At 40.0% G+C, this 22,350-nt stretch carries 20 protein-coding genes and 1 riboswitch; of the genes, 17 read left to right on the top strand and 3 right to left on the bottom strand.

The annotated features are described in order from the left end of the window. Positions 1-50 precede the first annotated feature (50 nt). A complete protein-coding gene (locus tag LG273_RS18550) occupies positions 51-1,157 on the bottom strand; it encodes a hypothetical protein (RefSeq protein WP_404456600.1) in 1,107 nt (368 codons plus the stop codon). A gap of 326 nt (positions 1,158-1,483) precedes the next feature. Between LG273_RS18550 and LG273_RS18545 the strand changes: the two genes are divergently transcribed. From LG273_RS18545 to LG273_RS18510, 8 genes are all read left to right on the top strand, one after another. Beyond that, positions 1,484-2,266 (top strand): helix-turn-helix domain-containing protein, encoded by a 783-nt coding sequence (locus LG273_RS18545; protein ID WP_404456598.1) that lies wholly within the window; start codon positions 1,484-1,486, stop codon positions 2,264-2,266. Positions 2,267-2,695: 429 nt separating this feature from the next. Next, entirely contained in the window at positions 2,696-3,415 is a 720-nt protein-coding gene (locus LG273_RS18540; RefSeq protein ID WP_404456596.1) for a nuclear transport factor 2 family protein, read from the top strand. 413 nt (positions 3,416-3,828) lie between these two features. Then, positions 3,829-5,940, top strand: a complete 2,112-nt coding sequence (locus LG273_RS18535) for a BglG family transcription antiterminator (protein WP_404456594.1) — start codon at positions 3,829-3,831, stop codon at positions 5,938-5,940. A gap of 23 nt (positions 5,941-5,963) precedes the next feature. Beyond that, positions 5,964-6,230 (top strand): PTS sugar transporter subunit IIB, encoded by a 267-nt coding sequence (locus LG273_RS18530; protein WP_404456592.1) that lies wholly within the window; start codon positions 5,964-5,966, stop codon positions 6,228-6,230. A 22-nt stretch (positions 6,231-6,252) separates the two neighbouring features. Then, positions 6,253-7,620, top strand: a complete 1,368-nt coding sequence (locus tag LG273_RS18525; RefSeq protein WP_404456590.1) for a PTS ascorbate transporter subunit IIC — start codon at positions 6,253-6,255, stop codon at positions 7,618-7,620. Between the two features lie 536 nt (positions 7,621-8,156). Beyond that, positions 8,157-9,356 carry a glycosyltransferase family 4 protein gene (locus tag LG273_RS18520; RefSeq protein ID WP_404456589.1) on the top strand — a complete coding sequence of 400 codons (1,200 nt, stop codon included), beginning with the start codon at positions 8,157-8,159 and terminating at the stop codon, positions 9,354-9,356. Between the two features lie 41 nt (positions 9,357-9,397). Continuing rightward, entirely contained in the window at positions 9,398-9,958 is a 561-nt protein-coding gene (locus tag LG273_RS18515; protein WP_404456587.1) for a TVP38/TMEM64 family protein, read from the top strand. A gap of 34 nt (positions 9,959-9,992) precedes the next feature. Then, positions 9,993-11,006 carry a glycosyltransferase gene (locus LG273_RS18510; protein ID WP_404456585.1) on the top strand — a complete coding sequence of 338 codons (1,014 nt, stop codon included), beginning with the start codon at positions 9,993-9,995 and terminating at the stop codon, positions 11,004-11,006. An 83-nt stretch (positions 11,007-11,089) separates the two neighbouring features. Here LG273_RS18510 and LG273_RS18505 read toward each other — a convergent pair whose 3' ends face one another. Beyond that, positions 11,090-12,286 (bottom strand): MFS transporter, encoded by a 1,197-nt coding sequence (locus LG273_RS18505; protein WP_404456583.1) that lies wholly within the window; start codon positions 12,284-12,286, stop codon positions 11,090-11,092. A gap of 49 nt (positions 12,287-12,335) precedes the next feature. After that, positions 12,336-12,434: riboswitch (purine riboswitch) on the bottom strand. Between the two features lie 321 nt (positions 12,435-12,755). Here LG273_RS18505 and LG273_RS18500 point away from each other — a divergent pair. Continuing rightward, a complete protein-coding gene (locus LG273_RS18500) occupies positions 12,756-13,058 on the top strand; it encodes a hypothetical protein (protein ID WP_404456581.1) in 303 nt (100 codons plus the stop codon). Then, positions 13,059-13,550 (top strand): hypothetical protein, encoded by a 492-nt coding sequence (locus tag LG273_RS18495; protein WP_404456580.1) that lies wholly within the window; start codon positions 13,059-13,061, stop codon positions 13,548-13,550. A 360-nt stretch (positions 13,551-13,910) separates the two neighbouring features. Here the strand turns inward: LG273_RS18495 and LG273_RS18490 are convergent, their stop codons facing one another. Further along, positions 13,911-14,945, bottom strand: coding sequence for a hypothetical protein (locus LG273_RS18490; RefSeq protein ID WP_404456578.1), 1,035 nt, complete (start codon positions 14,943-14,945; stop codon positions 13,911-13,913). A 218-nt stretch (positions 14,946-15,163) separates the two neighbouring features. On the opposite strand from LG273_RS18490, the gene LG273_RS18485 reads away from it, so the two are divergent. The 7 genes from LG273_RS18485 (at position 15,164) to LG273_RS18455 (ending at position 22,280) form a co-directional block, all read left to right on the top strand. Continuing rightward, complete coding sequence (locus LG273_RS18485; RefSeq protein WP_404456576.1) at positions 15,164-15,535, top strand: DUF956 family protein; 372 nt, start codon at positions 15,164-15,166, stop codon at positions 15,533-15,535. A 443-nt stretch (positions 15,536-15,978) separates the two neighbouring features. Then, positions 15,979-16,947, top strand: a complete 969-nt coding sequence (locus LG273_RS18480; protein ID WP_404456575.1) for a mannose/fructose/sorbose PTS transporter subunit IIA — start codon at positions 15,979-15,981, stop codon at positions 16,945-16,947. Between the two features lie 26 nt (positions 16,948-16,973). Continuing rightward, positions 16,974-17,780: a PTS mannose/fructose/sorbose transporter subunit IIC gene (locus LG273_RS18475; protein ID WP_404456573.1), complete on the top strand. Its 807-nt coding sequence runs from the start codon at positions 16,974-16,976 to the stop codon at positions 17,778-17,780. An 18-nt stretch (positions 17,781-17,798) separates the two neighbouring features. Continuing rightward, positions 17,799-18,710: a PTS system mannose/fructose/sorbose family transporter subunit IID gene (locus tag LG273_RS18470; RefSeq protein ID WP_404456571.1), complete on the top strand. Its 912-nt coding sequence runs from the start codon at positions 17,799-17,801 to the stop codon at positions 18,708-18,710. 109 nt (positions 18,711-18,819) lie between these two features. Then, a complete protein-coding gene (locus tag LG273_RS18465) occupies positions 18,820-19,836 on the top strand; it encodes an oxidoreductase (protein WP_404456569.1) in 1,017 nt (338 codons plus the stop codon). A gap of 145 nt (positions 19,837-19,981) precedes the next feature. After that, the gene (gene dcuS / locus LG273_RS18460; protein WP_404456568.1) at positions 19,982-21,583 is read left to right on the top strand and encodes a DcuS/MalK family sensor histidine kinase; all 1,602 of its coding nucleotides are present in this window, start codon (positions 19,982-19,984) and stop codon (positions 21,581-21,583) included. Continuing rightward, on the top strand, positions 21,576-22,280 hold the full coding sequence (locus LG273_RS18455; RefSeq protein WP_404456566.1) for a response regulator: 705 nt from the start codon (positions 21,576-21,578) through the stop codon (positions 22,278-22,280). The genes dcuS and LG273_RS18455 overlap by 8 nt, the downstream gene beginning before the upstream one ends. Positions 22,281-22,350 lie beyond the last annotated feature (70 nt).

The following is a 22,350-nucleotide window of genomic DNA, read 5'->3' as shown; positions in this document are numbered from 1 at the left end:
GGGATTTTTTTGGTCCTAAGTCCCTTTTTAAACCAATGGTAATATCATTCTTACTGATAATTAATAATCGCTGGGCTAGGATCCAGCTTCAAAACCTCTTCCGCACTTAACACAGGCTTATCCTTGTTATAAAAAACTTTAAATCCTCCGTATTGCACTGCCTCGTTTCGCACGAACTTGCGGTAAAGTGACATTTTCGTGTTAGCATCTCCCCACCCGTCATAGTTCAAGGCCACTTCTACATTCTCAGTTGGTTGGATGGCTTCTTTGTTTGTTAATGCTTCGTCCATAAACTGGTGAACGAGGACAATTTTATCCGGTAAATCATTTTCCTCAACCAAATTTGTTAAGTAATCCACTGCTTCTTGCACTTCAGCTCCGTCTACTTGGCCTAGATCGACACCCGGAGTTTGTCCTTCTTTTACATGGAATTCGGTATCAATGGCTAGGTGGACATGGGGCATCTTTAGCCATTTCTCGAGTAATTTAACTTGATTTAGGACGGAATCTGTTCCAAGCTGGACATCCAGCATAAGCAGCGCATCGTTTTCTTCAGCGAGCTTGGCATATTCGTCAATTTGCTCTGATGAAGTTCGGTGGTAGTACTTCCCTTCAGGCCCCGGATTTCGCTGTGCCACGGTAGAGATTAGTTCAATCATTGGAACAGCGGGACGCGAAGGATCTGCATCTGAATAGGCTTGTGTCTGCTCTTTTAGTTTTTCCATTAATTGATCGGCTTCCATTTCGCCCAATATCCCCATATTACTGGAATTCGGATGTCCATAATAGGCTACAAGTCTATGATCTTTTAACGGGCCATCGGTTTGATCCTCGGCTCCTTTTACCAGTGTTTCACCAAATGGGATCATTCTAGTACGATCCCCTCCGTGAGCTTCGGCACTTGGCATTTTTGCAATTTCCTCTTCAGATAACGCTTCTTTTAGAGGGGTGGAATCTTCTGCTGGTTCCATTGCTTTGAAAGGTTGAGAAGGTTTGTCTTCCTCTGCCGTTTCTTTCTGTTCTTCTTTCTTATCTGAAGCGTCTTCTTCCTGTTTTGGTTCATCACTTTGTTCACTCTCTTTAGTGGTCTCTTCTGAACATGCGATCAGGAAGAAAAGGATAAGCACTCCTGAGAATAGCAATGCTAGTTTTTTCATGTTGTTCACTTCCTTATGTATTTTTTCTAGCTATTATTCTAGGTATATACCCTTTATTTTAGTAGGTTAACATAGATATTCCAGCTGCCACTTGAGTTGAGCTTCAGGAATAGCTTCACAATTACTGGCTTGAACCGTTAAATGCTATAATGGTAATAATTAAAATGAATAAACAGTTGGTAATTTTATAAAAGGGAGGTGTCAAGTTTTACTTGATAACTGTGAAGTAAATTACTTATTCCTAAAGTAAATATACATGGTAGAGTTCAAAAATCTATTGCGTTAAAATAGAATTAAAGGTAGTGGAAAGAGAGGAGAAAAAGGGAATGAATCCTATTTATTCCGAAATAGATGAAGTGATTAAATATATTCATAATAACATTGACGATCCACTTTCGCTTCAGCATTTAGCAGAATACGCTAGATATAGTCCTTATCATTTTTCACGTATTTTTAAACAAAAAACTGGTCTTTCCCCTCATCATTACGTATCTTCCTTAAAACTTCAAAGAGCAAAAGACTTATTACTGCGTACCGAATTAACGGTTCGGGATATTGGGATGGAAATTGGTCAACAAAGCTTAGGTACCTTTACGACTCGTTTCACCGAAAAAGTCGGTATCTCACCATCCCAGTTCAGAAAATCTCCCTTACATATCAATCATTATTTAAAGTCTTTAAAAACGCATTCCAATTCGGCACAGCAATCAAAAGTCGCGATACATTCTAATAAAGTAGAAGGCGTAATTAAAGCGGAAATTCCTTTTCAAGGTGTTATTTTAGTTGGTTTATTTACCAAACCAATTCCTGCTGGTCTTCCCCAATATGGCACAATACTCACAGCTTTAGGAGATTATATCTTTCCACACGTTCGCCCAAGAACGTACTACTTAATGGCGACGGCAGTTACTTGGGAGATGAGGACGAATGAAATACTTGTTCCCAATCAAACTTTACGCGCAAAAGTCGATACTCCAATTATCGTTCATCCAAAGATAGAAACACCCACACAAAACCTTACTCTTCGTAGACCACGCCTAGATGACCCTCCAATTCTTATTTCTTTACCATTACTTATGAAGAATTTTTTACAGTATAAGAATGTATAAAAATAGGCGGTATGTTTTTCTTAGACAGCGATGGCCACGTCCAGCTCCAGCGCCCAAAAACTAGGCGACTTCACGAAATCGCCCTACGATAAAGAAGACTTGCCGACTGGTGGGAACCAGAGGCCTAGTCGCACTTATACCCTTGTGGTGAAAGTCATCATCGGTTCGTAAAATAAAGGAAGGTCGACTAAAACCGGCCTTGCCGGCCAACGCCGACATACCCCTGATGCAGGGGCATGAAACATTATCTCAGTTGATTCGCTCCACTCGCTACGTTTTTAAACGGGCGCTTGCGCTTTTGTTCAGTCAGTTACGTTAGCAATTTTTAAGAAATATTAAAATACCCGCCGTGCTAGAATATGGAAAACACGGCTTTTGCTAATCAAATAGTTGGAGCCTATCCGTATAAACTATTGGAGGGATAAACAAATGAGTCAATTCAACCTATCAGAGCTTGTGCGAAATTATTTTAAAGCGTATGAAACAAAGGAAAGGGAATCTCTAGAGGAATTGTTAAGCCATGATTTCACGTTTAATAGCCCGGTCGATGACAACATTAATCGTGAGACCTACTTTGAAAGGTGCTGGCCAAGTTGTAAAGATATCCAGGAATATCATATCCAAAATCTTGTTACAGATGGAGATGAAGTGGTCATACGTTATGAATGTCTATTAAAATCCAATGCATCTTTCCAAAATATGGAACATTTTTTGTTTAGGGACGGGAAAATAAGTGAAATTAAGGTCTACTTTGGCTCTGATTTAAAACATGAATCTGTTTTTGAGGACAAAGCAAAGAGATTAAACGAGGCATTCGTGACAGGTAACACAGATTACATCGTGGAAAATCTAACGGAAGATGTTCAATGGAACTTTGTGGGAGATTCCGTAATAGGAGGAAGAGAAACAGCTAGTAATATGCTTGAGTCCATGCGTGGGATGGCAGCCGAGGAGAATACAATTAAAAGTATTATTGTACAAGGGAACAATGCGGTCATCGAAGGGACGATGAAATTCACAGGTGAGGATGCTGGAGAAAAGCTGTATGCATTTTGTGATATCTACACCTTTGACAACTCGCCTGATGTTAGAATTAAGCAACTATCAGCGTACTTAATTGAATTAACGAATGAGGATGTAAGCAATTAGGCTAACCCTTATAAAAAGAACCACCTATTACGTGTTTGACAGCGTATTAGGTGGTTTGTTTTTTTCAATTATGTCCTTTCTCCTGTGTCGGTAGAAGTCTATCCCCAGCTCCAATTTTACTACACGTGTCTTGTTAACTTTCCCGCCTCCAGGGCCAACTTCTTCTTATTTTCCAAGTGGAATTCTCCTCCCATCCCATCCAACTGTTCAATCTTGCAAATTTAACCCATACAAACAATGCACACTGAAATCCCTTACAATAGCCTAATAAGCGTTGTATAATAAACCTAAGATGATCATCACCATTAGCTAATGTATAAAATTGCAAACATATATAACAAAAGCGGAAGCGCCGCTGTAGCTAGACGTCACCCGCGAGAATCACCATGAAACTCAGAGCAAGGGGGATCCCCATGGTACTGGATAAAAGACGTGCACACTTATTATCCATCATTCAACAATCGAATAAGCCTATTGCAATAAATGAACTCGTTGCCAAGATGAATGTATCGCAACGTACCATTTATTACGATTTAGACCAGATTAACCACTGGCTGGAGACGCAAAACCTAGAGTCTGTCGAAAGCAAACATGGGCAGGGTTTATTTTTACCACCCTCTTCTAAATCAAAGCTATGGGTGGAGAAAGAGGAAAGCTTCGATGAGTGGCAGTATCAATTATCGAAGGAAGAACGCGAAGTACTCATTAAAGGGAAGATTTTATTAGAAGAACAAGATGCATCCATGCAAAGCTTTATGGAACTGACGAAGCTGAGCCGTGGCACCATTTCCAAAGCGTTGAAAAAAATGAAGCGGGAATTCCAGGAGGATGACCTGCAGCTGTTATATCAAAAAGGGGCCGGCTATCGATTAAGGGGTTCTGAGGATGCGAAGCGAACGGTCCTTTCTAACATTCTGGCAACCATATTCTCACAACCAGACTGGAAGAATGTTAGAAACCAGGTTCACAGAATGATTCAGCCTGAAGCTGATACCTGGTCACAGGAAACGGATCAGCGTCGATCTGTTAAAGCTCTCCTTTTTGAAGCGGAAACCGAACTAGGATTGACGCTGACAGACGAAATGGTGGAAGTCCTTTCCTTGCAAATCTTAATGATTATGAAGCGAATTGAGTTGCAGAACTATATTTTCATCCAGCCAGCAGAAAAGCAGGTGCTCAAGCAAACAAAAGCGTATCAAGCTGCATCCATCATTACCAACAAGCTGGGAAATGCATGGGGCATCACCTTTCCTGAGGATGAAGTTAGTTTTATTACAATGAATCTATTAGGTTCTAAAGTCCAGCATGATGATTTTAGCCGGTACTCTGCACAGGAGCTATCAGGGCTGAAGGAAGTTGTGCAGGAGATGATTACGGATTTCCAAGTATATGCCTGTGTCGTGTTTGATGATAAGCCTGGACTTGAAGAAAATCTAATCTCTCATATTAAACCGACCTTTTACCGTTTGAAATATGGCGTGAAAATTGCCAATGACCTTGCCAACACCATTCAGGAAACATACCCTGACATTTTTCACTTAACAAAACGGGTTATGAGGCACTTGGAAATTTACGTTGGCAAACCTATTCCGGATGAGGAAGTCGCGTATATCACCTTGCACTTTGGCGGTTGGTTGACGAAAGAGAAGAAGCAAGTGGAAACAAAGCTAAACGCCATTATCGTTTGTGAAAACGGGATTGGTACTTCCAACATGCTGCGCACCCAGCTGGAGAACCTGATTGCAGGACTGAATGTGACGACAACCTTGTCGATGAGAGAATTTCAGAAGGGGCATCATGAGGCAGACGTTATCTTTTCCACCAACTATGTGAAGCCAAAAGACATCCCTGTCATCCATGTGCCTGCAATTTTAACAAATATGGAAAAAGAGCGTGTCATTCAGCGCATGAACGAGCTGTTTGAAGCTGCACCACCCAAAAGAGATGCTGCGGATCACGTTATGGATGTGATTGAACGCTATGCGACCATTCATCAAAAAGCTGAATTGAAAAAAGAGCTGACATCCCTTTTGGAGCAAAATAACCCGCAAACAAAGGAGCACAAGAAGCCTATGCTCAATGAATTACTAACAGAAGAAACCATACAATTACAAGACTCTGTATCGGATTGGGAGGAAGCCATCCGTGTGACGGCACAGCCTCTGATCGACCAACAATCGATTCGCCCTGAGTATGTTCAGGCAATGATTGACAATGTAAAGGAGCTTGGACCATACATTGTGATCGCTCCTCGAATCGCGATTCCACATGCACGAACGGAAGCTGGTGTGGAGCGGCTAGGGATGAGCTTTCTGCAATTGAAAGAGCCGGTTTATTTCTCAGAGCAAGAAAAACACCGAGCACAGCTCATCATCGTACTTGCGGCGATCGACAATCAAACACATTTAACGGCATTGGCTCAGCTAACAGAGCTGTTATCAACTGATGCGAACATCGACCAGCTGATTGCAGCCAATGATCGTAAAGAGGTTATCGAATTAATTAATCAAAAAATAGAAGTGTAACCACATCTAAGGAGGAATTTATCATGATAAAAATATTAGTAGTATGCGGAAATGGATTAGGAAGCAGCATGATCGTCGAAATGAACGTGAAAGCAGCATTGAAGGATATGGGCAAAGAGGCAGAGGTTTCCCACACAGATCTAACCACAGCTAAAACAGAACAGGCTGATCTTTTCCTAGGTTCAGAGGATATTGTAGGCAGCTTGGAAGATGGATCCAAAAACGTTGTGAAATTAAAAAACTTAATGGATAAAAATGAGCTTCGTGAAGCACTCGAACAAAATATCTAAGTTTTAGAAGGGGGCGTTATACATGGTAGATTTAATAATGAACGATATTCTAGGTACACCTGCCATTCTTGTTGGTTTATTCGCTCTAGTCGGACTCCTTATGCAGCGTAAAAACTCCGGGGATGTGGTATCCGGTACATTAAAAACCGTCATGGGCTTCGTTATTCTCGGGGCCGGGGCGGATGTGCTTACACAGTCCTTGGGGCAATTCAGCAGCATGTTTGATGAAGCATTTGCTGTGGAGGGTGTTATCCCGAACAACGAAGCAATTGTAGCACTGGCACAGGAAAGCTTCGGTACAGAAACGGCAATGATCATGTTATTCGGTATGGTTGTTAATATTATCCTTGCACGATTTGGTCCTTTTAAATATATCTTTTTGACTGGGCACCATACGATGTTCATGGCATGTTTGATTTCTGTTATTTTAACAACTGGAGGCTTCTCTGGAGCTACAATGATTATCTTCGGTTCTATCATTCTAGGAGGATTAATGGTTCTATCTCCGGCGATGGTTCAACCTTTCACACGAAAAGTTACGGGTTCTGATGATTTTGCCATCGGTCACTTTGGCTCCATCGGGTATGTGGTAGCTGGACTTGTTGGAAAAAGCGTTGGAAAGGGATCTAAATCGACAGAGGAAATCAAAGTTCCAAAATCACTTGGCTTCCTTCGTGACACATCCGTTTCCGTATCCTTAACGATGGTCATCTTATTCTTCGTCGTTGCAGCTGCGGCTGGTCCGGCTTTTGTGGAAGGTGAATTGAGTGGAGGGCAAAACTTCCTTGTCTTCGCCTTTATGCAAGGTTTAACCTTTGCAGCTGGTGTTTACATCATTTTAGCTGGTGTACGTATGCTTCTTGGCGAAATCGTGCCAGCGTTTAAAGGAATTGCAGATAAAGTTGTGCCAAATGCGAAACCAGCGCTTGACGCACCAGCGATTTTTCCTTTCGCTGCAAACGCGGTTATCATTGGTTTCTTAATGAGTTTTATCGCTGGTTTAGTGAGCATGCTCCTCTTGCCTTTACTAGGATTGAAGGTTATCGTTCCTGGATTGGTCCCTCACTTCTTCACAGGTGCAGCGGCCGGGGTATTTGGTAATGCAACAGGTGGCCGAAGAGGTGCTGTTATCGGTGCGATGGCCAACGGGGTGCTGATCAGCTTCCTGCCTGCCTTGTTACTTCCAGTTTTAGGTACACTAGGATTCCAAGGCACAACCTTTGGCGATGCCGACTTTGGGGTTGTGGGAATCGTGCTTGGTAATCTGATTAATTTCGTCAACTCTAACTGGATTGTATTTGCGTTAGTTATCATTTTACTGGCAATTCCATTTATCCTTGGTTCTAAATCAAAAGCGGGCAAAAAAACAGATGATACGAATGTAGCATAAATACGAACAACATCATGAGCACTGCCTTTCCCTTGTATTGGGGGAGGCAGTGTTTTTGGGTGTTAGGCAAGTAATGGCCGCTTTTTCAATATGATGAACCACCTAAAATAAGGAGTGGTTTTCCCTTTGAGGCTTCCGTTCATGGTAGTATGTACTATAAAGGATAGAAAAAACCAGCGGAGACTTGACGTAAGGTGCGAAAAATATAAGAATAGAAGTAAGGAAAACAACTAGAGACGTAGACAAATAGGTTAATAAAAAGTGAACTTTTCCCAAATTATGTGTGGGATTGTATTTTTGTGGGAATGCGTTATTAATATAGGAAGGTTTTATTTCGGTAATCGACATTAATGATGCGGCTAAGACATATCACTTTATTGTAATCTATATAGCGCAAGCCTGCTAAAAAGGATCATATAGGATGTTTTTACTTAATCTTTATATAACTTTAGTGTAGAGTTAAAAATTTTCTATTATACTATTTAGAGGCTGTTATATATAGAGAGTATTCAGAAGTTAAAACTGGGGGATTATATATGAAAATCTTAATTACAACGGACGTGTATTCTCCTGTAATTAATGGTGTCGTGACTTCTATCGTGAACTTGAAGAGAGAGTTAGAGAAGTTTGGTCATGAAGTCCGCGTTCTTACCTTATCAAACGAAATAAAATCATACATCGAACAGGATGTTACATATATCAGTTCCTTAGGGGTTGGGAAAATTTATCCAGGTGCTCGTGTAACGATATCTAAGAAATGTAAGTATCTTAAAGAGCTAATGGAATGGCGTCCAGATGTTATTCATTCACAATGTGAGTTCAGCACTTTCCGTTTAGCCAAACATTTAGCAAAATCGCTTCATGTTCCAATTATCCATACATATCATACCGTTTATGAAGATTACACACATTACTTTTCCCCTAAACAAAGCTGGGGGAAGGCAATGGTAGCCTTTTTCTCTAAAAAAGTTCTTAAACACGCTACCACTGTGATTGCACCAACTGAAAAGGTCAGTACGCTATTACAGGGTTATGGGGTGAAACGACCAATTAAAGTCATCCCAACAGGAATTGACTTATCCAGCTATAAACAAGGTAATGCCATGCAGGCAAGAAAAGATGTGCGGAATCAATTAAATATACCAGAAAAGAATCGTGTTTTAATATTTGTCGGCCGATTAGCAAAAGAAAAAAATCTGGAAGAAGTGTTATCCAACTTTTCTCGTGTGAAACTTGAGGATATGTCCTTGCTTATTGTCGGTGATGGTCCACATCGCCAGGCGCTCGAGGAATACGCAAGAAAGCTAAATATAGAAGATAACGTAATCTTTACAGGCATGGTAGATCCCAAGGAGCTCCCGCCTTATTATCAAGCAGCAGACATATTTGTAAGTGCGTCAAATAGTGAAACACAAGGCTTAACATACATTGAAGCATTGGCGAGCGGATTGCCTGCATTATGCAGGAAGGACCCATGCTTAACAAACGTTATAGTGGATGGAACAAATGGAGGGCTGTTTGAAACCTTTGAGGAGTTTGAACGTCACCTGGAGAAGATGCTTTGCGATCAGGAGGAATATAGATACCTATCCATCCACGCCAAGAAGAAGGCCTATGAAAACTATTCTTCCACTGCTTTTGCTAAGAGTCTAGAATCTGTCTACTATGATGCCATTGAATTATTTCATCCAACTGAGAATGTTTTTTATGTAAACAATAGCGGGATAAATCAATGACCTCCTCAAAGAAACAAAGAGATTTTAAAATAGTATGGAACATGATTACAGCCATTGGTTTAATTGGTTGTATTCTGTTTTTAATTTATGGAATTAAAAGTGGAATTTTTTATTCAAAAGAAGCGTTAGAAGAGTTTCTTAGTCCGTTTGGTATATGGGCAGCTGTATTGTTTGTTTTCCTGCAGGTTGTGCAAGTGGTTATCCCTATCTTACCCGGGGGGATTAGCTTGCTTGGTGGTGTACTGATTTTCGGGCCTGTAATGGGGTTTATTTATAATTATATCGGTATTTGCATAGGGTCCATCATTGTTTTTTTAATAGCTAAGAGATATGGGAATGCGGTTATTGATTTCTTATTCAAGCCAAAAACACGGGAAAAGTATCACCGCTGGGTCGGTCACCGAAGATTTGACCTTTTTTTTGCTTTAATGATATTTTCTCCAGCTGCACCAGATGATTTTTTGTGTTATGTGGCCGGAACGACGAAAATGTCATTAAGTAAATTCTCCACTATTATTTTTATTGGGAAAGTATTACCCATTGTCATCTACAGTTTAGGACTCGAGTGGATTTTCCGTCATGTGATTTCTGTTTTTGCTTAAGTTAGATTGTTTTACGTTATAGGGAGGAAAAACTGTGAAAGTATTGCTGTACGCAGGTTCACTAAAGCTAATTAATAAAAGTGGGATTGGGCAAGCGATCCGCCATCAGAAGAAAGCATTGGAATATTTAAATATTCCCCACACCATGAATCATAACGAGGCATATGATATCGTTCATTTAAATACTATTTTCCCGAATTCCCTTTTCATGAGCTGGAAGGCTAAGCGACAAGGGAAGAAAGTTGTCTATTATGCACATTCGACAATGGAAGATTTCCGAAATTCGTTTATTGGCTCCAATCTCATCGCACCACTATTTAAAAAGTGGATCACGTTTTGCTATAACAGGGGAAATCTGATTATCACGCCAACCGAATACTCGAAATCCATTTTAGATACATATGGTTTAAAACGACCTGTATACAGTCTATCCAATGGGATCGACACGAAGTTTTTCCAACGAAATGCGGAAGCAAGAAACAGATTCCGGGAAAAATATCAAATAGACGATAAGGAAAAAGTAATCATTTCTGTCGGGCACTTTATGGAGAGAAAAGGGATTGATGATTTTATTGAGTTAGCGAAACAGCTACCTTCCTACCAGTTTTATTGGTTTGGCCATACGAGTATGAATCTTGTGCCAGCGAAGATTAAACGCGCGATGAAGCAGGATGTTCCGAACCTTCACTTTCCAGGCTTTATTAGCCGGGAGGAGCTCCGTGATGCATACTGCGGAAGTGACTTATTCCTTTTCTTAACACATGAAGAAACGGAAGGAATTGTCCTGCTTGAAGCATTAGCAGCAAAGGTCCCTGTTTTAGTCCGTGATATCCCGATTTATGAACAGTGGCTCGAGGAAAATGTCCACGTCTACAAAGCAAAGGAATTGCCTTCGTTTAAGGAGAAAATTGCAAACATCGTGGAGAATCAAGTGCCCGATTTAACGGAAAAGGGCTACGAGTTAGCGCATGAAAAGGATATTGAAAAAATTAGTGAAAAATTATTGAGGTTATATCAACTGCCTGATAAGTTAGTGAGCCCGAAATAGCAAAACCTGCACCTGCCTGGAACTCTCCCTGCAGGTTTAGGTTTTTATTTTAGAAAGCATATCATATAAAATTGTGAGCCTTTTTAATACCCTTTCTCTGTACTTAGTTCAAAGTTGTCCTTCCTTAAACGAGCGCCATGCGCTTTTGTTGTTAAAGAAACGACCCCACAAACGAAGGAAATAATGACAATCACGCCGCCAAACCAAGCTGTACTGGAAACATTTCCGGTCTGATTTAACACGATGCCACCAAACCCTGACCCAAGTGAAATCCCAATTTGTAATGCTGAATTATTAAAGCTTTGCTGAATATCCGATGTAGCAGGATCTGTTTGAATCAAATAGCTTTGCTGTGGTGGAGCCAAACTCCAGCTTAATGCAGCCCAAATCATCATAACTGGTAAGAACACAATAAGTGAAAACGTCGTAAATGGTAAGATGAATAGCACGACAGCAAAGGAAACAATTACCGCAATAATGCTTTTGGGAGCTCCGATTGAATCGGAAAGAAATCCTCCAAAGGCCCCGCCACTTACGGCTGCAATCCCGAATAATAAATAACATATGCTAAGCCAGCTGGAATTTAAATGAAGTTCTGTTTCTAAAAATGGCGTAAAGTAGGCATACAGTGTGTAATGCCCTGCCAGCATAAACATGGTTGCAAGATGTGCACTACCAATCTTTAAGCTGCTTACAGCCTTTAACTGCTGGGAAAGTGGGATCGTCTTTTCGCCAGGAAAACGCTCCAAAAAGATAGAGATAAGCACAAAGGAGCCTACCGATAGTACAGCAATCCCAAGAAAAATGACGCGCCAGCCGAATGCATCGGAAATTAAAATTCCCAGTGGCACTCCCATGACAAGTGACGAACTAATGCCCATATAAACGAGCCCCAGAGCCTTCGCTCGGTGAGCCGGTGCCACAACTTTGGATGCGATGGTTAGGGACAGCACAACGATAAGTGCTGTGCTCATCGCGGTGATCACCCTTGCGACCATCATAAAGGTAAAGCTCGCGCTGAAATAGGTCATGATATTTCCAATAAAGAAAATAGACAGCGAGATAAGGTATAACTTTTTCCGCTCCATTTTGCTCGTTAAGACTAGTAATACAGGACCAGAAACAGCGTAAATAAGCGCAAAGACCGTGATGAGCTGTCCAGCAGAACTTAAAGAAATATCTAAATCATTAGCGATGGTTGGAAGTATTCCACCAACGACTAATTCAACAAGTCCCACAGCTACTGTAGATAATGCGAGGATAAAAACTTTTAAATTCATGTTTTTCTTACGTCCTTTCCAAATTAAATAAAAAATCCTGATTACAAAAAATGAACAATTCATTTTCTGTAATCAGGATTTTAAGGTTCCTGGTAGAGACCCTCAAGCCATATTCTGAGGTTATACAGGTTTATTAAAATTTATTGTAATCAGGCGCTTTGAATAGTTTACTAGGTATTATGTGATTTAGCAAGTAGTAATTTTTAGTTGGGATACCACCTTTAAAACCTGGAATAAATTTATTACGGAGAATAATTGCCCCTCTACCAGCCATACTAAAAAGAAAAGCAAATACGGAGGTCTTATGGAGCTTGCTATATTCTTTTTCCTATCCTGGCTAGCAATAGCACTATTCACAATCATAACTAAAGAGCTATCTATTGTAACGAACACCTTTATCTTTTTGGTCATCCTTATCGTAAGTATAAATTTTTCATGGATTTTAAATGATGAATTAAAATTAATAACGTTGAAAGAAAAATGGGTACCGTACACAGCATACTTGTTGGATCGTAGCATACTTAAACCTGTGCTTATCATGTTACAGGTAAACCTCTTTATAAAAGCTCGTTCATATATCAGGAAAGGAATTGTCCTAATTTCTTCCGTACTTATTTTGCTCATGATTAGTTTTATGTCAGTCCAATTAAACATAGTAGAATTCAAAGAATGGGCCTTTTGGTTAGAAGCGATTTACCTTCTTTGCTTAAATCTTATTGGACTTATTTCTTACACCTTGTTCAATAAAATTAGAGGAGGCTCAAGAGATTAGATGATGTTATGGGAAGCTTTTGATAAGAACGAGATATATACGATAGTTTTATTGCTTTTGGGATATACAGCTATGTTTGTTTTACCTAAGAAACTCCCCCTTGATTTTACTGTTTTGTTAGTAGCGTGGGGCGTTGCTACATCCATGTTAGTTGATTTTACGATTGGCGGAGGAATGCTTGATTTTTATAAAATTAATGATGCAAACGGCTATGAGTTTACAGATTTATTAACCTATTTTCAGTTCCCGATTTTCAGTTACTTTTTTATTTATTTTTATAAAGTGTTAAATATTAATAAGAAGCGCTTTATCTTTTATATTTTAGGTTGGGTTATAATCAGTTTATCCATGGAGAAATTGTCCGAATATATGGGAGTAATCCAGTATCAACATGGCTATAACATGTACTTTTCATTGCTCGTAATTTTATTGGTTCAAACCACTTTAGCTTTGTATTATGAACTAATTAAGAAAGAAACTGTAAACACCTGATTAATTTTAAAAGCCGCCTCAAAATGAAGTGAATTCTATAGGTATTTAATCAAAAAAATGAGGCTGAGACTTAACTAAATCATCTATGCTTAAATACGAATAATATGCTTTAGCACCGCTTCGGCAGAACACTCCGCTTTCCACGGGCACGGCCTCAGCCTCCTCGTGGGAAAGGCACCACTGCGGGGTCTTCGGACTCGTGCTGTTCCCGTAGGAGTCTCCGCGTTCTGCCTACGCTAAAATAAGAAAATCCGAACTAGGCAAACCTTTATTAGCGGATTTGCAAGATAGTTCGGGTTTTCATATGTTGAGAGAACTTTTGTCTCAGCCCCATTTTTTAATATAGGAATAGATACTATGTTAAGCTCGAGCTTGTTGTTCAATATATTCAAGCATTTTTTTCTGTTCTTGTTCCGTACAAGAGTACTGCTGCTCCAATGCTTCCAAGTACTCCCCGGCCTTTTTCAGCTCTGCCACGCCTTTTTTCATATAGGATTTGTAGTGGTCGTTTACTTTGTTAATCTCATCTGCATATCTTTCGTCTGTGCCCGGTGTGACGGCACCTTCGTATAAATCAATCACTTCTTCGTTTTCCTTGGTTGGAAAGAATTCATGGGGGTCGGTGCTGTCAAAGAGGCAGAACTTCAAACTTGGCACCAATACCATATCAATGCTATTTGGATCGAAGCTGCAATGATAAATCTCTGTGTCGTGACCATGTGCCGTACATGCACTCGCTACTTTTTTCATGAATGTTGACTTGCCTGTTCCGGCACGTCCTTTTACATAAAAAGCGCGAGAAAGCTTTTCTGTAATATGCGGAATGACGTTAACAGGGCCATCCACGGTTGTCGTCCCAAAAAGGCGGTGGTACTCATGGGCATCTCGGTCTACCTTTGGTTGTCCTTGTAATCTGTCTTGAATAAAACGAGCGGTAATTTCATCCGCTTTCTCGAAATTCATTTCGTTAATGTAGATCTCTTCCAGGTCATCATGAATGCGCAGCCCTGTTTCGAGATTTTTATGTGCCTTTTCTGTGTGATGCTTGAATAATTCTTTTTGATTCATATTTACCGGACTGTTTTGTGTAAAATGGCTTAAATCCAGTTCAGTTACCCCGTTCATATCATCCAAGACAATGGAATTATTTAAAAAGGCGATACCTTTTTCGCGAATGATAATCCCATCCAGATAATCCTCACCTAACGCACTTTTTAATATTTCCAATTCATCAGTTGGTTCATATTTTTGTATTAAGCCTTTTAAAATTGTAGCTTTTACCTTTTGAGAAGGGTGTTTTAAACTTATTATTTGCTCGAGGCCTTCTATATTGGAGGATAATAAGTTTAAAAATCCCTCCGCTGTATTCGCCGTTACATAATAATAGTTTCTCAAGGAGTCACGTCCTTTGTGCATGATAATTGACTGTTTTGCAAGTCTCTTATAGCTTATGAGCAATTGCTGCTTTGGGTGAATGTACTAAAATATAGTTTTCAGGTCTAATCCAAGTATTTCAATATTGAAAAATAATCCTACAATCCAAGCACCTTTTGCTTAAACCTCTAAAACGTGTATAATAATTTTTAGTAATAGAAAGAAATGGGGTAGATCAAATGGTTCAATCTATCAACACCAAAGTTGATTTAGTGATTAATGCAACCTCCCATATAAGAGCCTCTGATTATGGCAAAATCATGCTTGGTGATAAAGGTTTTGAGTTCTACAATAATCGTGATGCCAGAAAGTATATTCAAATTCCTTGGGAAGAAATTGAATACGTCATCGCTTCCGTTCTCTTTAAAGGGAAATGGATCCCGCGCTACGCCATTCAAACGAAGCAGAATGGGACTTTTATCTTTTCATCTAAAGATCCGAAGAAGGTGTTGCGTACTATTCGAGAATATGTAGATGAAGATCGCTTAGTTCAATCATTAGGCTTCTTTGATGTTATTAAACGAGGGTTTAAAGGTAAGTTTAATAAGTAGTCGTTTGAGTAGACGAAGTGAATTATCGAAAGGGCATGTTGTTTAGGTAATTAAAAGGAGTTTTTGTTGCAGTTACTAAACCAAAAATATCAACTTCCATCTTGAAATGGGTAAAATGGAGTGGTATACTGATTTTGGATAAACTCATTAAAGTAATCAAAATGCTTCACAAGCTATAAAGTTTGTATTAAGCGTTTGCAAAATTGAATATATAGTACTTATTTTTTACGTGTTACTGATTCGATCAGGCATGAGTGAAAAGTATTGATTAAAACGAAGAATAATGGTCCCACTACAGGTCTGCCTTCCTTTAATCTGCTTTTTACTCATGCCTTTTTTCATTCTTTTTGCTGAATCTGTAAACGCTTTAGAGAGAATACTACTTTAGGAGTTATCCATTGGACTGAAGTATGAAAAAACTAATACTAGTAGGAGGTTAGAAGATGGTAGGAATTATTATTGCTACGCATGGTGAATTTGCGGATGGCATCTTGCAATCTGGATCTATGATCTTTGGAGAGCAAGAAAACGTAGCCGCTGTTACGTTGATGCCGAGTGAAGGACCTAATGACGTAAAGACAAAAATGGAAAAAGCAATCTCCTCATTCGACAATCAAGATGAAGTATTATTCTTGGTCGATCTTTGGGGCGGAACTCCTTTCAATCAGGCGAGCGGCTTGATGGAAGGACACGACAAATGGGCCATCGTTTCTGGCTTGAATTTGGCCATGCTGATTGAAGCGTATGCATCACGTATGTCCATGGAAACGGCACATGAAATTGCTGCACATATCTTAGGGACAGCGAAAGAAGCAGTTAAAGTAAAACCTGAAGAATTAGAGCCAGAAACAGAAGCACCTGCCGAAGCTGCTGGATCAGCAAGTAGAGGCAAACCAGGTAAATTCGAATACGTGTTAGCACGTATTGATACACGTTTACTTCATGGGCAGGTAGCAACTGGTTGGACAAGAAATACACAGCCAACACGTATCATCGTTGTATCAGATGTGGTTTCGAAGGATGAACTTCGTAAAAAATTAATCCAGCAGGCTGCTCCTTCTGGGGTGAAGGCACACGTTGTTCCTATCAAGAAAATGATCGAGCTTGCAAAAGATGATCAGCACTTTGGCGGTCAGCGCGCGTTACTGCTTTTCGAAAACCCACAGGATGTGCTTCGAGCGGTAGAAGGCGGAGTTCCATTAGACACGATTAACGTTGGTTCAATGTCCCACTCAACTGGTAAAGTACAGCCGAATAAGGTGTTAGCTTTTGACCAAAATGATATCGATACGTTCCGCAAGTTAAAAGAGTTTGGTGTGGACTTCGATGTACGCAAAGTTCCAGCTGATCAATATGGCAACATGGATGACATTCTTAGAAGAGCACAGGCGGAGTTAGATAAACAGAAATAAGGATTAGGTGAAAAGGAGGATATAACATGGAATTGACTATTATTCAGATTATATTAATAGTTATCGTGGCATTTTTAGCTGGTGTGGAAGGTATCCTAGATGAATTCCATTTCCATCAGCCAATTATTGCTTGTACGTTAATTGGTTTAGTTACAGGAGAATTAATACCATGCTTAGTCTTAGGCGGTACACTTCAATTGATTGCTCTAGGTTGGGCAAACATCGGGGCTGCTGTAGCACCTGATGCGGCATTGGCATCCGTAGCATCAGCCATTATTTTAGTTTTGGGTGGCCAAGGTGAAGCAGGTGTATCTTCAGCAATCGCAATTGCTGTACCACTTGCAGTAGCAGGTCTATTATTAACAATTATTGTTCGAACGATTGCAACAGCGTTTGTGCATTTTATGGATGCTGCGGCGAAAGAAGGGAACTTCACAAAGGTTCAAATGTGGCATATTATCGCGATCATTATGCAAGGTTTGCGTATTGCTATTCCTGCTGCATTGATTGTAGCAATTGGCGCAGGTCCGGTGAGAGATCTTCTTGAATCGATGCCGACTTGGCTTACAGACGGTATAGCAGTTGGTGGTGGAATGGTTGTAGCTGTTGGTTTTGCAATGGTTATTAACATGATGGCAACGAAAGAAGTATGGCCATTCTTGGCAATTGGTTTCGTAATTGCAACAATCCCATCTCTGACCCTTTTAGGTTTAGGTGCCATCGGTGTAGCACTTGCCCTAGTCTATATTACATTATCAAAACAAGGTGGATCTGGTAATGGCGGAGGCGGCAACACTGGCGATCCGTTAGGTGACATTATTGATAACTACTAAAAGAAGGAGGTTATAAAAATGGAAAAACAATTGAAATTAACTAAAAGAGATCGTATAGCTATTTGGTTCCGTTCCATGTTCTTGCAAGGTTCTTGGAACTATGAGCGGATGCAAAACGGTGGTTGGGCCTTCTCTATGATTCCGGCAATCAAACGTTTATATCAAACAAAAGAAGACCGTTCTGCTGCCTTGCAACGTCATTTAGAGTTTTTTAATACACACCCGTATGTAGCTTCACCAATTATTGGTGTAACGTTGGCGCTTGAAGAAGAAAGGGCAAATGGTGCCCCTGTTGACGACAAGGCAATTCAAGGTGTTAAAGTCGGTATGATGGGACCATTGGCTGGTATTGGAGATCCATTGTTCTGGTTCACGGTTAAACCGATCCTTGGTGCATTAGCGGCTTCTCTTGCAATGAGCGGTAATATCCTTGGTCCAATTCTTTACTTTGTTTTATGGAATCTTATTCGTATGGGCTTCATGTGGTATTCACAAGAACTTGGCTATAAGGCTGGTTCGAAAATTACGGATGACCTATCTGGCGGATTGCTTCAAGATATTACGAAGGGCGCCTCGATACTCGGTATGTTTATACTCGGTGCCTTAGTTAATAGGTGGGTAGCTGTATCGTTCACGCCAACCGTCTCGGAAATTCAACTCGATGATGGTGCTTATATTGATTGGGAAAACCTACCATCTGGGGCAGAGGGGATTAAAACGGCACTCGAACAGCAGGCCGCTGGGCGATCATTAAGTGAATATCAAGTTACAACATTACAAGACAACTTAGATAGCTTAATTCCTGGTTTAGCTGGATTGGCGTTAACCCTTCTTTGTATGTGGTTACTTAGAAAGAAAGTTTCTCCAATTGTTATGATCCTTGGATTGTTCGTTCTAGGTATTGTTTTCCACGTAATTGGTTTAATGTAATGTTACTTTAAAAATGCAAATAGAGAAGTACCTCCTAGGTTGATGCAATTATCAATTTAAGGAGGTACTTTTACATACACGCTGTTATTAATTTTTCAGGAGGATCATTATGCTTACAATCGGATATATCGGAAATGGAAAAAGCACGAACAGGTATCACCTGCCGTTCGTTCTGCAACGAGACAATATTAAGGTAAAAACAATTTATCGAAGAACACCTGAAAATGATAGTTGGGATAAAATCGCCGGCGTACATTACACCTCTGATTTAGATGAAATGCTACGGGACGAGGAGATCCAGCTCATCGTCATTTGTACAAAACATGATAGCCATTATGACTATGCAAGGAAAGTATTAGAGCATAACAAGCACTGTTTGGTGGAAAAGCCTTTTATGGAGACCTCCGAACAGGCGAAAGAAATATTTGCACTTGCCAAAGAGAAGGGGCTAATTGTGCAGGCATACCAGAACAGACGGTTTGATAGCGACTTTTTAACCGTACAAAAGGTAATCGAAGAAGGGAAATTAGGGGACTTGCTGGAAGTGGAAATGCATTATGATTATTACCGCCCTGAAGTACCTGAATCTGTTCACCATTTTGAGGCTGGCTCGTCCTTTTTATACGAACATGGCTGTCACACATTAGATCAGGTAATCAGTTATTTTGGTAAGCCCGATGAAATCCATTATGATGTGAGACAGTTATTAGGAGAAGGAAGAAAAAATGATTATTTCGATTTGGATTTATACTATGGTGGATTAAAGGTATCGGTTAAATCGAGTTATTTCAGAGTGAAGGAAAGACCTAGCTTCGTCGTGCATGGCAATAAAGGTAGCTTTGTCAAGGAAACGAAAGATCGTCAGGAAGAGCATTTGAAGTTATTTTACATGCCTGATAACAAGGATTTCGGCATTGATACATTACAGCACTATGGTGTGCTCACCTATGTCGATGAGGATGGTACCATTCGCGAAGAAAAAGTGAAGTCCGTTAATGGGGATTATGGTCGTGTATATGATGATTTGTACGAAGCGGTTATAAATGGAAAAGATAAGACCATTACAGATGAAGAGACATTGCTGCAGATGGAAATGTTAGAGACTGGTGTGAAAAACCTAAGCTAACAGGATAGGTGTTTAAAAGCTAAACTTGTAAAGACGGGAGCTTATGGCTCTCGTCTTTTATTCTCCGCCCCTTTTCTTCCAAGGAAGTTACCTTCATAATAAGATAAAGCTACTTAAAATAACGGCAAGCACCGAGGTGTCCTATATGAAAAAATTCATGAAGTTAAACACTATGATCGTTTTGTTTGTATGTATCGTTGTTTTGTCTTCTTTATTAATTACAGATTTGTTGATCAGTAGATCGACCAGTGAAAGGATTGAACAGGAAAGGCAGGAAAAGGCGCAAACCGTATCCCGGACTGTTGCAGATTCCCCCATTGTAGTGGAGGGACTCTCTAATGAGGAGAGGGCTGGTGAAATACAGGAATATACCAATGAGGTGCAAAACCTAACAGAGGTCATGTACGTTGTGGTCATGGACATGAACGGTATTCGTAAATCGCATCCTAACCCTGATAGAATTGGCAAGAGTTTTGTTGGGGGTGATGAAGATCGTGTTTTGAATGGGGAAGAGAGCATTTCCATTTCAGAAGGAACGCTAGGTGATTCCTTAAGGGCGTTTACTCCCGTATTTGCGACGGACGGAGAGCAAATTGGTGCGGTGGCAGTCGGAATTTCGTTAGAGAGCATTGCGCTAACGTTATCAGAGAGCCATCGAAATATACTAATAGGTACCATTTTTGGATTATTAGTTGGTGTCATTGGTGCCATCGTTCTGGCCAGATATATAAAAGGAAAGCTATTTGGATTAGAGCCTGAGGCAATATCTCAGCTGCTGGAAGAAAGAAGTACCATGCTTCAATCTGTCCATGAAGGAATTGTTGCGGTGGATAAACATTCCACCATTACGTTGGTTAATAAATCCGCTCTTAGGATCTTTAAGAAAGCCGGCTTAACGGAAAAGCCGATTGGGATGAATATTAATGACTACATGTACAGTTCAAAGCTGGAAAGGGTTTTGCAAACTGGTGAGTCTGAGCATGACGAGGAACAAAGCATAAATGGTGTGACCATCCTGGTAAACCGGGAGCCGTTGGTTGTGAACCAGGAAATTGTAGGGGCTATATCCACATTTCGAGATATGACCGAAGTAAACCAATTAGCCAAGCAGTTAATAGGTATACGAACATATGCAGAGGCTTTGCGTGCCCAATCGCATGAGTTCATGAACCGGTTGCACGTTATTTTTGGAATGGTACAAATGGAAGCGTATGATGAATTATTAGAGTTCATTCGAAAATTAGTAGATAATAAAAATCATGATGTAGAAAAAGTTGCAAAGAACATTAAGGACCCTGTTCTCGCAGGGTTACTGATGGGTAAGCTCAGCTATGCACGGGAAGAGGGCGTTGACCTTCAGGTGGTATGTGAATCCACCATTTCAGAGTCACCTAATTCCGATATGAACCACGAGCTTATTACCATTATGGGGAACCTCATTGATAACGCCATAGAGGCACTTTCACATAGTGATGAGAAGAAAGTAAAAGTAAGGTTAAAAGAAGAGGAGCATAAACTTTCTATCACCTTAGCCGATTCAGGCCCGGGGATAAAAGAAGAGAATCTAGATGCCATTTTTACAAAAGGCTTTTCAACAAAGGGACCAAACAGAGGAGTCGGGCTCTATTTAGTAAAACAGAGTGTGGAAAAATTAAATGGAGAGCTTAACATCAATACAAGCAGTGAAGGCTCTACCTTTGATATAAACGTGCAGTTAAATCAGGAAGAAGGTATTATAGATGATTAATGTTTTAATAGTTGAAGATGACCCCATGGTGGCAGAATTTAATAAACGGTTTCTTAGCAAGCTGGAGGACTATGGCTTAGTAGGCATTGCTGACACTGTAAGCAAAGCGACTGAGATTATTAACTCGAAAAGAGTAGACTTAATCTTGTTAGACGTCTATATGCCGGGGCAAAATGGGCTTGATTTATTAGCTGAAATCAGAGATAAGGCTTTGGAGATTGATGTTATTCTCATCACCGCAGCGTCAGAAGTAGACAAGATCCAAACGGCCTTACATTACGGGGCAATAGATTATCTGATTAAACCTTTTGAATTTGAGCGTTTTAAACAAGCTCTGGAAAAGTATAAAGAGAAATATAAAATTTTTCATGAAAAAGAAAACCTTGATCAAACGTTAATAGATCAAAAGCTTTTTAAATCAGCTATTCAAGCACAGAAAGAGAAAAAGGTATTGCCAAAGGGATTAACGGAGAGTACATTAATTGTAATTGTAAACGCGATGAAACAAATGAAGTCTTTTACAACGGATGAATTAGCTGAGACTACCGCTATCTCTAGAGTATCTGTTAGGAAATATTTGCAGTTTTTAGTGGAGATTGATGTGTTAGAGGAAACGCTAAACTATGGGATTGGAAGGCCTGTCTATCACTATACGTATAAGGGAAATGATGAGAGTTTAAAAGAATATGTTGATTAAGATGGCCCAGATTGTTGGGTCATTTTTTTTGCACACTCACCATTTGAGCTGGTGCTTTTTTTAGTTACAA

The sequence above is a fragment of the Oceanobacillus kapialis genome (genome assembly GCF_044790185.1).
Lineage (GTDB): Bacteria > Bacillota > Bacilli > Bacillales > Amphibacillaceae > Oceanobacillus_B > Oceanobacillus_B kapialis.
The sequence above is the reverse complement of the archived record's forward strand: the minus strand, read 5'-3'. Positions and strand labels throughout refer to the sequence as shown.

Coding starts and splice junctions, on each gene's coding strand:
- dcuS (WP_404456568.1), top strand. CDS start 19,982: ATGAAAAAATTCATGAAGTTAAACACTATGATCGTTTTGTTTGTATGT.
- LG273_RS18455 (WP_404456566.1), top strand. CDS start 21,576: ATGATTAATGTTTTAATAGTTGAAGATGACCCCATGGTGGCAGAATTT.
- LG273_RS18525 (WP_404456590.1), top strand. CDS start 6,253: ATGGTAGATTTAATAATGAACGATATTCTAGGTACACCTGCCATTCTT.
- LG273_RS18550 (WP_404456600.1), bottom strand. CDS start 1,157: ATGAAAAAACTAGCATTGCTATTCTCAGGAGTGCTTATCCTTTTCTTC.
- LG273_RS18535 (WP_404456594.1), top strand. CDS start 3,829: ATGGTACTGGATAAAAGACGTGCACACTTATTATCCATCATTCAACAA.
- LG273_RS18465 (WP_404456569.1), top strand. CDS start 18,820: ATGCTTACAATCGGATATATCGGAAATGGAAAAAGCACGAACAGGTAT.
- LG273_RS18520 (WP_404456589.1), top strand. CDS start 8,157: ATGAAAATCTTAATTACAACGGACGTGTATTCTCCTGTAATTAATGGT.
- LG273_RS18505 (WP_404456583.1), bottom strand. CDS start 12,286: ATGAATTTAAAAGTTTTTATCCTCGCATTATCTACAGTAGCTGTGGGA.
- LG273_RS18515 (WP_404456587.1), top strand. CDS start 9,398: ATGATTACAGCCATTGGTTTAATTGGTTGTATTCTGTTTTTAATTTAT.
- LG273_RS18480 (WP_404456575.1), top strand. CDS start 15,979: ATGGTAGGAATTATTATTGCTACGCATGGTGAATTTGCGGATGGCATC.
- LG273_RS18545 (WP_404456598.1), top strand. CDS start 1,484: ATGAATCCTATTTATTCCGAAATAGATGAAGTGATTAAATATATTCAT.
- LG273_RS18540 (WP_404456596.1), top strand. CDS start 2,696: ATGAGTCAATTCAACCTATCAGAGCTTGTGCGAAATTATTTTAAAGCG.
- LG273_RS18495 (WP_404456580.1), top strand. CDS start 13,059: ATGATGTTATGGGAAGCTTTTGATAAGAACGAGATATATACGATAGTT.
- LG273_RS18530 (WP_404456592.1), top strand. CDS start 5,964: ATGATAAAAATATTAGTAGTATGCGGAAATGGATTAGGAAGCAGCATG.
- LG273_RS18475 (WP_404456573.1), top strand. CDS start 16,974: ATGGAATTGACTATTATTCAGATTATATTAATAGTTATCGTGGCATTT.
- LG273_RS18485 (WP_404456576.1), top strand. CDS start 15,164: ATGGTTCAATCTATCAACACCAAAGTTGATTTAGTGATTAATGCAACC.
- LG273_RS18470 (WP_404456571.1), top strand. CDS start 17,799: ATGGAAAAACAATTGAAATTAACTAAAAGAGATCGTATAGCTATTTGG.